8 protein-coding genes and 3 tRNA genes are annotated in these 12,971 nt (G+C 45.0%); 1 reads left to right on the top strand and 10 read right to left on the bottom strand.

Features of this window, described 5'->3' with window-relative positions; translation table 11 throughout:
• Positions 1-67: 67 nt before the first annotated feature.
• The 8 genes from KKE17_12590 to aprB all read right to left on the bottom strand — a co-directional run bounded on the left by KKE17_12590 (position 68) and on the right by aprB (position 8,322).
• Positions 68-143 (bottom strand) — tRNA-Gly (locus tag KKE17_12590).
• Between the two features lie 79 nt (positions 144-222).
• Positions 223-307 (bottom strand) — tRNA-Tyr (locus KKE17_12585).
• A 104-nt stretch (positions 308-411) separates the two neighbouring features.
• A tRNA-Thr gene (locus KKE17_12580) sits at positions 412-488 on the bottom strand.
• Positions 489-639: 151 nt separating this feature from the next.
• On the bottom strand, positions 640-1,842 hold the full coding sequence (gene qmoC / locus KKE17_12575) for a quinone-interacting membrane-bound oxidoreductase complex subunit QmoC (protein MBU1710834.1): 1,203 nt from the start codon (positions 1,840-1,842) through the stop codon (positions 640-642).
• 145 nt (positions 1,843-1,987) lie between these two features.
• A complete protein-coding gene (locus KKE17_12570) occupies positions 1,988-4,231 on the bottom strand; it encodes a hydrogenase iron-sulfur subunit (protein ID MBU1710833.1) in 2,244 nt (747 codons plus the stop codon).
• Between the two features lie 4 nt (positions 4,232-4,235).
• The gene (locus KKE17_12565) at positions 4,236-5,492 is read right to left on the bottom strand and encodes a CoB--CoM heterodisulfide reductase iron-sulfur subunit A family protein (protein ID MBU1710832.1); all 1,257 of its coding nucleotides are present in this window, start codon (positions 5,490-5,492) and stop codon (positions 4,236-4,238) included.
• Positions 5,493-5,837: 345 nt separating this feature from the next.
• Positions 5,838-7,832: an adenylyl-sulfate reductase subunit alpha gene (aprA, locus tag KKE17_12560; protein ID MBU1710831.1), complete on the bottom strand. Its 1,995-nt coding sequence runs from the start codon at positions 7,830-7,832 to the stop codon at positions 5,838-5,840.
• Between the two features lie 70 nt (positions 7,833-7,902).
• A complete protein-coding gene (gene aprB, locus KKE17_12555; GenBank protein ID MBU1710830.1) occupies positions 7,903-8,322 on the bottom strand; it encodes an adenylyl-sulfate reductase subunit beta in 420 nt (139 codons plus the stop codon).
• 910 nt (positions 8,323-9,232) lie between these two features.
• Here aprB and KKE17_12550 point away from each other — a divergent pair.
• Positions 9,233-10,189: a YkgJ family cysteine cluster protein gene (locus KKE17_12550; GenBank protein MBU1710829.1), complete on the top strand. Its 957-nt coding sequence runs from the start codon at positions 9,233-9,235 to the stop codon at positions 10,187-10,189.
• A gap of 97 nt (positions 10,190-10,286) precedes the next feature.
• Here the strand turns inward: KKE17_12550 and KKE17_12545 are convergent, their stop codons facing one another.
• On the bottom strand, positions 10,287-12,002 hold the full coding sequence (locus tag KKE17_12545) for a radical SAM protein (GenBank protein ID MBU1710828.1): 1,716 nt from the start codon (positions 12,000-12,002) through the stop codon (positions 10,287-10,289).
• A gap of 414 nt (positions 12,003-12,416) precedes the next feature.
• Positions 12,417-12,971, bottom strand: a 555-nt coding sequence (locus tag KKE17_12540; GenBank protein ID MBU1710827.1) for a cell division protein FtsZ, incomplete at its 5' end; no start/stop codon positions are given.

Genomic DNA, 12,971 nt, shown 5'->3' with positions numbered 1-12,971 from the left:
TTTGCTCTCAACTAAAACTATAATTTAACCTGTTACAATAAACTCGAGACAGGATAGCGTTTAATAATGGAGCGGGAAACGAGACTCGAACTCGCAACCCTCAGCTTGGAAGGCTGATGCTCTACCAATTGAGCTATTCCCGCTTCTACCCTGAAAATCGTTTAAGAGCACCACTAACACTGTATTAAGAGTGTTAAGACTTCTGCCCACTTAGTAAAGCAATGGTGGAGGGGGGAGGATTTGAACCTCCGAAGGCGTCGCCGACAGATTTACAGTCTGTTCCCTTTGACCGCTCGGGAACCCCTCCGAAATTTTCCTAAAAGACCATATCGGCCCTTCTAAAAATATATCAGCCGACCATGATAATCTGAATCATAATCAGCCGTTACACAATTAATGTATAGCACTTTTTGGAGCTGGCGATGGGACTTGAACCCGCAACCTGCTGATTACAAATCAGCTGCTCTACCAAATTGAGCTACGCCAGCGGACAGGACAACTTAATATCTTCGCTAATAAACATCAACCTTTTTTTTAAAGGTAATAAAGATTCAGTGGGGAGGGATTATCCCCACTGAATCTTTTATGTTTCGCAAATATTATTAAGTCAGGTGATCCCGGGTTCGTTTTGCTTCCTTTCTACTTCACAAAACCGCTTTCACGGTATCGCTCAAAGGCCATTGCAACAGTACGATAAATCATATGTGCGAATTTTGTATACGGCATATAGAAAAAAAGCATAAAAATTGAAACAAGATGCAGGTAATAAAAGAGATACGCTAAAACCGGGATGCCGATCAATCGTGTGATCTCAGCAACGAGACCGGTTATGCCAACCGCCATTATTTCCCCGATAAGAAACCAGTCATAGAAGGTAGGTGTAACTCCCTGCTCTTCTTCCATCTTAGAACGATTTGCCCAAAGGATACCAACACCGACAATCATTGCAATAGCACTGACATTGGCAAGTATTTTCACCGGGTTCATCTGGGAAATAGGCCCATGCAGACCATGCACCCAATATCCAATGATATCTTTAACAATGAAAGCATAATTGGTAACAATGAACAAACCGATAAAAGCAAGCATCAGAGGAAGATGCCCCTGAACCCTGTTCTGATTGGTTCCACACTCGTTAAACCGTTTATGTTGAATGGTCTCAACAATTGATGGCCATAAAAAATCGACTACAAATTGTTTTGCGGAAGGCCTGAATGCATCATTGCCGCCGGCATTGGCAACCATCTGTTTCCACATGGAAGCGGCGCCTTTATATGCTGCAAATAAAGCAAAACCAGCTACGGGAAGAAATATCATATCGATAAGGGTAACATTCTTGGTTAAAAGGCCGCCCAATGACATGCCTTCACCAAAAAAATGACCAAATCCAGCCTCACCGAGAACTTCTTTTGTCGGCAGATGCATACCACCCGACAAAAACCAGATCACCGCGATCAATATTGCGGGAATTCCTATCATAATCGGCAGATTTTTCCCAGAGCTGCACAGTTTTGCCAACCCTTGAGGAAAACCATTGCTCATATAAGCATAAGCTCGGATGGCACCGAGGACATCGCCCGGTTTTGCACCACGTGGACAATAAGCTGTGCAGTCTCCACACTGGTGGCATAACATGACATCAGGATCAGCCACAAGCTTGTCCTTCAATCCCCATTGAGCCCAGATCATCTCTTTTCTTGGAAAAGGATTTTCATCTGATGCCAAAGGGCACACAACAGAACAGGTTGCACACTGAAAACATTTTTTCAGTGATTCACCACCAGCGCTTTTCATATACCTGATGAAATTTAAATCAGGCTCTATCCTTATTCCGTCAGCCATCGTAAGCCTCCCTCCTATACTTCGTTATTTGCCAGATCTAACTGGAAATCTAATAATATTGTATATAATTTAAAAAATTGGCAGTTATAACCAATTTTTCAACGGACCTTCTCGGTCCGTTGAAAAATTTTAGTAGATTTCAGGGTTAGAAGCCCTTGAATGGATTCGGTCCAAGCGCAATAATTTCATCGACGAACTCTTTGATAATCTCAGGCACCCGATGATATTCATTAATGGCAACATCACGAGCCGTAACACGTTCCGGCTCAAGGCCCAAACTTTTCAAGGTCTCGCCAATATTATCCATACGCTTGTTGGCGATTTCACTGCCCTTTACAAAATGACACTGATAATCATCACCGAATTTACATCCGAGAAGGAGAGCGCCGTCCATACCTGAAGACAGGGCATCTTTAATCCAGACCATGTTTACCGATCCAAGGCAGCGTACCGGAATAAAACGAACCAGATTATTAATTCCAAGCCGCCTCATTCCTGCCATATCAATTGCCGGATATGCATCGTTTTCACAGACCAGAACAAGGAAACGCAGCTTATCCTCATCATCGTCCGGAACCTCAACTGATTTAATCATGGAGCCGATCATATCGACATTGTAATTCTTAAAGCCGATGATTCTTTCAGGACAAGCGCCCATGCATGTTCCGCATCGACGGCATCTGGTGGGATTCGGTTGCGGTGTACCTTTTTCATCATCGTCCAGAGCGCCGAAAGGACACTCTTCAGTACAACGCTTACACTGAGTGCACCGCTGAAAAAAGAATTCAGGAAATGAGCCATCACCGGATCGAGGGTGAACAGCAACACCGCGATCGGCTGATTCAATACACTGGATGGCTTTTAATGCCGCACCGGTTGCATCGTCAATGGTCTCTTCCATGGTTGCTGCCTTGCGGACACCACCACAGGGATAGACACCGGTTCTTCTTGATTCATAGGGGAAGCAGACGAAATTCGAATCTGCATATCCGTCAAACAATTCAAGATCAAGAAAGGCCGGACCTTGCCGGTAAGAAAGATTGATGGTAGGAGCATCATGGGTGGTGGGCACCATACCTGCTGCAAGAACAACCATGTCAACCTGAATATTGATATCTTGATTCAACAGGGTATTCTTAGCGGAAACCAATAACGTTCCATCGCCATTATCCTCAACCCCTGTAACTGACGCCTTGGTGAGGAAAATCCCATCTGCATTCTGCGCAGATTTATAAAACAGCTCCATATGACCGGGAGTTCTCATGTGCTGGTATAGGATATAAGCCTTGCCATCAGGATTATCGGCGCAGACATATTGTGCCTGTTTTAAAGCAACCATGCTGGTTACGGAGTTACAAAATGGAAAATCCTTATCGTGCTCTTCACCGCCGGGGCTCTGAATAAAAGCAACGCGAGCCGGAACCTTACCATCTTTTGCCATTTTTTCGAACTGCGCATTGGTTACGACCTTGTCAATTTTACCATATCCAAGATGCTCAAACTCCGAGACATCGGCTGGATTCCATCCGGTTGCCAAAACAACAGCGCCGTACTTTTCTGCAGCAGGATTGGCCTCCATATAATTTTTCAAACCGGTGTTGGGGTTTTCCATTTCACCCTTGTCGATTTTATCCTGTTCATCGGCAGTCACTTTAGCCGGTGCATCCCATTCACTTTTCGTCCCAGCAGCTTTAAGGGTTACTGAATAGTTTCCTGGGGCTCCGGCAATACGGGCCACTTCATTTGCTGTTTTTACGGCTATTTTGGAATCAGCCTCAACCGCGCTAATCAGATCCTGGATCGAAGGATTTTCAAGGTTGGTCCATGGAGCTTTTGAAGGAAACTGCATGCGCCAATTGGCGGCCTTTCCGCCAAGAGAAGCTGCCTTCTCAACAAGCATTACCTCGTATCCGGCAGCAGCGGCTTCTTTTGCTGCGGTAAGCCCTGCAACACCACCACCCATGACGAGGATTCTTTTGTTGATCGTTTCAAGCTTATAGGGTTCGGGCAATTCGGTTTTTTTAGCCTGCGTGCAACCCATGCGCATATAGTCGGAAGCTAATTCCTGAGTGTATTCCGCATTGGGTTCTTCACCCTGGCACCAAACTGCCTGCTCACGAAGATTGGCGCGAACCGTGATCTTGTCACCGCCGAAATTGAATTCATCCTGCATAACTCTGGGCGAGCAGGCACCGATAACCACGGTATTGACACCGTCGCTGTTAATGTCATTTTCGATTAAAGCACGTCCGTCGGCGCTGCATAATGCCGCATGGGTCTTACAGCCCATGCTCATTTCACCGCTGACAACTCCGGAAAGGGCCTCAATATCCAAGGCATCACCGATGCCACATCCTGTGCATATATAGGCACTGTATTTTTTATTCATTGACTTACCTCCTTGACGCTTGAATGGCTTTGAGAGCTGCCGCGGTTGAATTCTGGGCGCTGGTTACGACGTCCGCAGCTTTCTTTGCTACACCGGCGGAAAACATTCCTTTTCCATCAGAAATAATGAAACCGCTGGAGTCCATTTCAAGTCCCAAGGCTGCGCCCTGACCTTTGAACGCTGGTTCCATACCGGTAGCCAGTACAGCCATATCAACTTTCTGCTTAATTTTTTCGCCTGTAACTGCATTTTCGGCAACAACGGTAACACCGCCATCAGCCTCAGGGATGATATCAGCAACTTTACCCTTGATAAACTGGACATTTTTGTCAGCTGAGAGTTTCTCACGGAATTTTTCATATTTCCCTGGCGAACGAAGGTCAATATAGAAAACATATACTTTCGCGTCGGGGTAGATTTCACGAATATAGTTAATTTGCTTGAGGCTGGCCATGCAGCAGATATAAGAACAATACTCAAGATGATTTTCATCTCTTGAACCCGCACATTGAACAAATGCAAAACTCTCCGGCTCCTTGTTATCACCCGGGCGCAGGATCTTGCCGCCGGTGGGGCCGTTGGGTGAAGCGAGACGTTCCATCATCATATTCGTGATAATCGCGTCGCTGTCTTTAAATTTAAGGTTATCCATTTTTGTCGGATCATAAGGATTCCAGCCAGTTGCCCAGATGATTGAACTTACATCAAGTGAGAAGGTGTTGGCCTTCATATCAAGTTCAACGGCATCGTATTTACAGGCTTCCTTGCATTTTCCGCAATTATTGCAGGCATCCATGTCAATGACATATTTCATCGGAAATGACATATCATGAGGCTTATAAATCGCTTTTGTTTTGTCCATGTTGAAATTAAACGCATTATCACGCTCTTCAGGGCATGCGTCAACACAGGCATTACATGCGGTGCAATTATTATTCACAAAACGAGGTTTTGATTCCAATTCAACCTGATATTTGCCAGGAGAGCCGGATACACTTTTCACCTCGGTCATGGTATACATTCTGATCCTGCGGTTATTCTTTATTCTCTTGAAATTAATTTCAAGGCCACAGGTGGGGGGGCACATCTTTGGAAAATATTTATTAAGCTGTGCAACCCTGCCGCCCATGTAAGAATTTTTTTCGATCAGAAAAACATCATTTCCGACCTCGGCGGCTTCCAGGGCAGCCGTCAATCCGCTAATGCCTCCACCAACGACCAGTACTGCACCCCCTGCGGGTGCGCTGCGCTCGTCTGTCATGCCATTCCTCCATAAAATTTATTAAATTGTAATATGGTTGGTTTGTTTGATTCAATCCGCTCTTGATTTGGAGTTTACCCAGTTACTCTATTTGAGCTTCCAAAGCAACCAAAAATATCCATCGTCTCTCTGGTTCAAGATAGAAATCTGTTGAATCAATGTCTTCAGGCTTATTCTCGCTCGGAGTCGGGCTTAAGACGTATTGCTCTTCTCCCTCACCTTGCGTTACTGAAAAAACATAAAACAGACTCAATCAACCAAGCCACCCAGCTTATTACAGAAAAATCTCCAGGCACCAGTTTGGTGCCTGGAGATTCGATCTAACTGACTGAATCAACTACGAGATTATAACCAAGGGGTTGTCTCGACAATGTTGATACACTCAACTTTCTCGCATTTCCATTCCTGAGTTTTAGGATTGAAAGTAGAGTTTACAAAGCATTTCCAGTTCTCGTCATCACAGGTCGGATAATCTGATCTGTAGTAGAATCCTGGGTAGCGGCTTTCTTTACGGAACTCGATGTGACGGATATGGGTCTCAACACACCAGATGCGGTGGTAGTTTTCCCATGCTCTCATCAGTTCGTGCAAATCGCCGGCAGCCATTTTCGCTGCATCTTCACGCATCATCTTAAGAAGATCAAGACAGATGTTAAGAAGTTTGCCGGAAGTCATATAATAGGTAGCAACGCCGCCGCCGTACTCGTCAGTGGCTTTCATGAGGCGCATCATCAGACCGGCAGGTTTGCAATATTCAGGATTGACATCCTGAGCGGTGGTTTTGCCAGCATGCTCATGATACAATTTGACCGGTGCATAAATCTCGTCAGCAAGCTGTTGAGCGGTCTGAGCCAATTCAGGTTTGAAAGCAGCATGATCACGGCAGTATTTAACCATCTGCTTGGCACAAATTCGACCTTCAGCGTGAGAACCGGAGGAGAATTTATGACCGGAAGCGCCAACACCGTCACCTGCTGTAAACAGACCGTTAACGGTTGTCATTCTGTTGTAGCCCCATCTATAAGCTGCAGGGACCCAATCTTCTTCAGGACCGGAGGTCCAGATACCACAGCAGCCGGAATGTGATCCAAGCATGTACGGTTCGGTTGGCATGATCTCGGAACCAATTTTTTCCGGCTCGATGTTCGCACCGGCCCAAAGACCAGCCTGACCAACTGACATATCAAGGAAATCTTCCCAAGCTTCGGACTCGAGATGCTTCCAGAACTTCTGAACTGACTTCTCATCCAATCCGGTGGCGCGTTTTGCATCGATGAAGGCATTCAAGGCAACATCAGTAGCCATATAGATCGGACCGCGTCCAGCTTTCAGCTCGTTGAGCATCAAATGGTTACGCAGACAGGTCGGGGTAACCGGAGAGGCGCCGTAAGGCATAAATTTCTCAAGTTCGTCTTTTACTTTATCGCTGTTTGCATAGAACTCACCAAGACCGTTCTGAACTTTGGCTTTGAAGAGAAGGAACCATGCGCCAACAGGACCATAACCGTCTTTGAAACGGGCAGGGGTAAAGCGGTTTTCCATCATGGTCAGTGTAGCACCGACCTGGGCACACATGGTGTATGTGGAACCAGCGTTCCATACCGGGTACCATGCACGACCTTTACCTTCACCGGTTGAACGGGGACGGAAAATATTAACCGCACCACCGCAGGCAACCATTGCGGTTTTGCATCTGAAGACGTGAACTTTATTTTCACGGGTTGAGAAACCAACCGCACCAGCGATCTGATTCTCTACATTCTTATCAAGAAGCATTTTCACGATGAAAATTCTTTCCAAGCAGTTTTGTTCGCCAAGAGCAGCTTTTGCAGGCTCGGCAACGATACACTTGTAGGATTCACCGTTGATCATGATCTGCCATTTACCGGTACGAACAGGCGTTCCGCCTTCGCGCAGGGTTTTAGCAGGTTTAGCACCGTCCAGGTTGCTTCCGTCTTCAGCGATTTTCCAGATGGGCAGACCCCATTCTTCAAAAAGCTTTACAGACTCGTCAACATGACGGCCAAGATCGTAAATAAGGTCTTCACGGACAACGCCCATGAGGTCGTTTCTAACCATTTTCACGTAATTTTCAATCGGGTTTGAGCCGATATATGTATTAATAGCGGAAAGACCCTGAGCAACAGCACCGGAACGCTCCATGGAAGCTTTGTCAACCAGGAGAATCTTAAGATCATCTGATGCCCATTTTTTTATCTCAAATGCTGTACCGCAAGCAGCCATTCCGCCGCCAACGATAAGAACGTCACAATCATGCTCGACAATTGCAGGATTGGTTACGGCGGGCAGTTCGCCCAACGGCTTATTTGGTAACGCCATATTCAATTCCTCCTTAAATTTAGGAATAAATTAAAAAACTAAACAATTTTAGTTCTGTACCTTCTGCTGGTTATTTTTTAGGGGTAGGCAGATCGCCTTCAAGGAGCAGTTTCTCATCGTCGAGACTTCCACCCTTCTTTCCTAAATAAGCATTGGCAGCGCCCTCAGCCGTTGTCCGGATGGGGAACTTGAAACGTTTCATGTTACCGTTACGGAATTTAACGGTCCACATGATGGAGTCGGAACTCCTCATCGGATGCACCTGACCGCCCATGGGTACAAAGTCATTATAACCACGAACAGCAATCGCGCCCTGCGGGCAGATTTTCACACAGGAATAGCATTCCCAGCATGCATCAGGCTCTTGGTTGTATGCCTTCATCGCCTCAACATTCAAGACCATCAGGTCATTGGGGCAGATGTACATGCAGGCAGTTTTATCGCCGCCTTTACAACCGTCACATTTTGCAGTTTCTACATAGCTTGGCATTTACATACCTCCTCGCTTAAATTGAACTTTCCGGTTTCACATAATGCGAAACCCGCTCTTACCTAAATATATTCTGGCAATTAAATTTGTTTTTCTGTGTTAGAAATTGAAAAAATAACAATATTTCAACAACTCCTTTCGCAAAAAAACAGGATTTCAACTACCTTAAAAACCTTAAACTTGAAAAGAACGCAAACCGTTACAACGACATAACTCCCTGATAAAACGAAAATTTTACAATAAAAACAAGGGGTTTAGTTGTCCTTACCGCACAAAAATGAGGCCTCACTCATTTTCCAATGAATCGATTGTATAATTTTTCAAATACTAATTGTCAAGAAAAAACATCGGGTAAAAATATTAGCTCATCCAAAAGACTTTCACATCTTACTTTGACCTTGGAAAGAGCGACTGATACATTGTGACACCCTCTATCATCTTCAACTCCTACAAAGCCCTCTCTTTTTAGTCCTTTGCGATTGAATTCCTACGGGTCATAAACGCCCAATTGATACTTCAAGTAATTCATCAAAAATTGCATACTCATTTCGCTTTGCATGATCCTTCTGGAATTATTTCGAGAGAACTTTTTCACAACATTTATGATCAATCAATAATGTCCGGTATCAGCTTCACTTGACGATTAAATACAAATGAAATTGACAACAGCTCTGGTGGTGGTTAAGGTGTCTGACTGCAAAATCGTCTGAAAAATTATGTCAGACAATTTGGTGTTTACGATTTCAATTATCCAGCTTGTAGCCTGCTGAACGAGATTCCGATAATAATGAATTCGACCCCATTATTTGCTATTTTCTTGATTAACTCATCAGGATTATAAATCTTTTTTTGGTTTTTTTACCCACTTCGCAAGTTCAAGCAATAAATTATTTTTCGAGGTAACAGTACTATGAGCGACTCAAAAACTTCTCCTAATACATCTACTGCCAAAAACCTTTTTGGTTATGAAAAAAACCCCAGCAATATACTTCCCAAAAAATACACCCTGGACAGTAAAATCAAATTCCGCTGTTATCCCGGCATATCTTGCTTTACCGCCTGCTGCGGCAATATTAAGATTATCCTCACACCTTTCGACATCCTTCGTATCCGGAGAGAAATCAATTTAAGCGCTCAAGAATTTCTGCTGCGCTTTACCCGTCCGGTTCACCTTGAAAAAACTGATCTTCCCGGCGTCGAATTGAATCTTGATGAAGACGGTCGCTGCCCTTTCGTCACACCGGAAGGATGCACCATTTATTCGGTTCGCCCTACAACCTGCCGTTATTACCCGGTAGGAATGGCAAATTTCCATGAGGGTAAAAAAGAAAATCAGACTGCCGAAGAATTTTATTTCCTGGTCAAGGAACCTCATTGCAAAGGGCATGAAGAGGAAAAAGAATGGACCATCCGCGAATGGCGTAAAGATCAAGGTGTGGACATTTCCGATGAAATGAACAAAGACTGGATGGAAATCATTATGCGCCGTAAATCCTTTGGATTACAGGCCACAATGAGTGAGGAAGGTAAAAAAATATTTTTCATGGTCAGCACTGACCTTGACAGATTCAGAGACCTTATTTTTAACAGTTCATTTTTAGACACCTATGAAGTTGATCAGGCAACCCTTGATCAGATCAAGAAAGACGACAAAGCCCTGCTGAAATTTTCCTATCGCTTTTTGAATTCAACGCTATTCGGTGCTCAGGACCTTAAAATCAAAGAGGAAAAAATCAAGGCTAAATCGGAAGAAATCAAAATACATCAGTCCACCGCTGAGAAACGGGCAGAGGAAACCTACAAAGAACTCAAGGCGGAAAGAGATAAAATGATCCAGGAACAGAATAAATCCAAAGAGAAAAAATAGTCGGTATCATACCTGCATTAAATTGCATTGAAGCCCTCCGAGGCAGGAAAGAAAATAATCCCTGCCTCGGGGAATTTACTCGTGGCTAAGGTTTTTTTCAGTTATCAATGCATACACCGCATTTTCTACATTTTTCCGTATCGCAGCTCTTGGTTGATTTGCCCGCTAGAGCCCGTTGATACTCTTTCCAGAGATATTCGCGACTGATACCGTGATCCAGCAGATCCCATGGAAAAATCTCGTCTTTCCCGCGTATTCTGGTGGCATACATTTCTGGCATTAATCCCTCTTGTTTGAATATCTGCTTCCAGTTGCCTTTTCCTCCATACGAAAGAAGTCCCTGTCCAATCCTGCGGTCGCCCCTGGCAAGCATGGCTTGCAACAATGCATGACCGGGTTGATCCGCCTTCAGGCTGATATTCGCTTCCCCGGCAAAACTCTTTTTCAAAAATTTCAGCTTCGTCTTTAAACTGGCAACCTCTTCAAAGGGATGATACTGAAAAGGGGTCCAGGCCTTTGGAACAAAACAATTCACACTCAAGATCAGACTTAAAAGCTTTCCCCTGGACCTGCCGACCTTCAGTATTTCCTTTTTGATTTTGTGAACCAGCAGTACAAGTTCTTCCAGATCTTCCTGTTCTTCGGTTGGCAGTCCGATCATAAAATACAATTTCAGATTTTGTATGCCGGCGCCGGCCAGCAACTCCGCAGCTGAAAGCAGATCGTCCTCATCCAGTCCCTTATTAATCACTTGCCGTAAACGCTGGGAACCGCCATCCGGTGCAATGGCCGCACTTTTCAGGCCACTCTTCTTTAACACCTCTATAAGTTCCGGACTTATCCGGTCTGCGCGTAAGGATGAAAATGATAAAGAACATTCTTCCTTAAGGAGATAACGGGAGATGATCTGCAGATCTTCGGTTGAGGTCATTTCCATCCCCAGCAGCCCGACGCGGTCAATGTGCGCAGGCCGCTGCTTCAGAGCTTTAAGAACGGCATCACTCTTCCATAAACGCGGAGGACGGTATACAAATCCAGCTGCGCAAAACCTGCATCCTCTGCTGCAGCCGCGACCTAATTCGCTCAAAAACAGATCGGAAAACTCCGCATCAGGGGTCAGAATAGTTGAACATCCCACCTGGTCCGCGCCGGTATGCACCACGGTTTTTATTCTTGCCGGCAATGATTTTAAGGGCTTTACCGATTCAATGGTCAAATCTGCACCATACGCTACATTGTAAAACCCCGGGACATAACACCCTTGATGTTCCAAACTCAGTTCCCAGAGGAGAGACTCCCGGTCTTTAGCACTTGTTCCATTTACAAGCACTTCCAGGATACCCGGTAGTACAGGTTCTGCCTCACCCAGGATAAACAGGTCAAAAAATAGGGCTAAAGGTTCCGGATTGATAAAGGTCGCAACACCGCCGCCGATGATCAAAGGATTTCCTGGTTCGAGAAATGATGCCTTGCTTCGGTCTTCTGCCAGAGGAACAAGCCCTGCCAACTGAAAAATCCTCACAATGCCTGGAAAGTCGTTTTCAAAACTTACCGAGCAGAAAATAAAAGGAAAATCGGCGAGCAATCGTCCGGACTCAATTGATTTTGGCATATCGCCATCGATATCCGGCAAAAAAAACCGTTCACAGACAATTTCCGGATGACGGTTAATCATGGCATAGACCAGCTGGAAGCCAAGATTCGACATGCCAATCCTATATAAATTAGGAAAGAGCAACGCCACGGGTACGCTGCCTTTCCATTTTTTCTTGGTGCTGCCGTATTCGCGGGAGAAATAATCTTGTTTATACATTTCTTTCTGCTTTCATGGCACATCGTAGCTTTTTAATTAAACAACTATACTTTGACACCAGAATTGGCGACCCATCATTAGGATGACCGAATCAATAAATTTGTAAACAAAAAAGCCTGTTTCCGGAGAGAAACAGGCTCAGCTAATTAAGAAACAATATTAAGAATCATCCAACAAGTTGCTTCTCTCTGCGTTTACTTAAAGTCTGTCAGAATCCTTGCAACCTTGATTATGACAGAAATCGTGTATCTAAATTAATCAAATTTATCAGGCCCGGACGATAACCGCGAGATACTAGAAGATATGATCAATTATGATGAAACAGTAAAAAGACTGATTTCATCGAGTTATTGCCTCGTCACTTGTGGATTTTATATAGTAGAACATGTGCTACTGTGCCTGTTTGCGAAACTATCAATTTTCATTGCGACGCAAAAAGGTCGGCCGGTCAAGCTTCTCTTCATCAAAAATACTCTTCGGAAACGGACTTCGCGACTTGTTCGCCGAGCCGTGTGACAGCAAATCTCCAGAACCATCCTTGTCGCTGAACGGCAAGGTCTGCGCAATGGTTTCGCGCCGCTGCGCAAACTTGCGGATTTTCCCGGGAAGAGGTTCAGCAAATTCCGATTGCCGGATTCCCGTGGCGATAACCGTAACCCTCAGGGCCTCACCCAAATTAGGATCAAAAACTACACCCATGATAATATTGGCGTCCTCATGGACTTCTTCATAGATACGGGTCGTAGCCTCCGTGACTTCAGCCATGGTAAGGGAATCCTCGCGGGCGGAAATATTTACAAGCACTCCTCTGGCGCCGTCAATACTGATATCCTGCAGAAGTGGGCTTGCTATTGCCATATTGACCGCATCGGCGGCTCGATTCTCGCCTATGCCCTGACCGGCACCCATGAGTGCGGGGCCCATCTCATTCATAATCGCCCTGACATCGGCAAAATCCGGATTTATATA

The organism is Pseudomonadota bacterium (assembly GCA_018823135.1).
Lineage (GTDB): Bacteria > Desulfobacterota > Desulfobulbia > Desulfobulbales > CALZHT01 > JAHJJF01.
Note: the sequence above shows the minus strand (reverse complement) of the source record. Positions and strands in the feature narration are given on the sequence as shown.

What these genes read in the sequence shown, in the direction of transcription:
- qmoC (MBU1710834.1), bottom strand. Translation starts at nt 1,842, where the DNA reads ATGGCTGACGGAATAAGGATAGAGCCTGATTTAAATTTCATCAGGTAT.
- KKE17_12570 (MBU1710833.1), bottom strand. Translation starts at nt 4,231, where the DNA reads ATGAATAAAAAATACAGTGCCTATATATGCACAGGATGTGGCATCGGT.
- KKE17_12565 (MBU1710832.1), bottom strand. Translation starts at nt 5,492, where the DNA reads ATGACAGACGAGCGCAGCGCACCCGCAGGGGGTGCAGTACTGGTCGTT.
- aprA (MBU1710831.1), bottom strand. Translation starts at nt 7,832, where the DNA reads ATGGCGTTACCAAATAAGCCGTTGGGCGAACTGCCCGCCGTAACCAAT.
- aprB (MBU1710830.1), bottom strand. Translation starts at nt 8,322, where the DNA reads ATGCCAAGCTATGTAGAAACTGCAAAATGTGACGGTTGTAAAGGCGGC.
- KKE17_12550 (MBU1710829.1), top strand. Translation starts at nt 9,233, where the DNA reads ATGAGCGACTCAAAAACTTCTCCTAATACATCTACTGCCAAAAACCTT.
- KKE17_12545 (MBU1710828.1), bottom strand. Translation starts at nt 12,002, where the DNA reads ATGTATAAACAAGATTATTTCTCCCGCGAATACGGCAGCACCAAGAAA.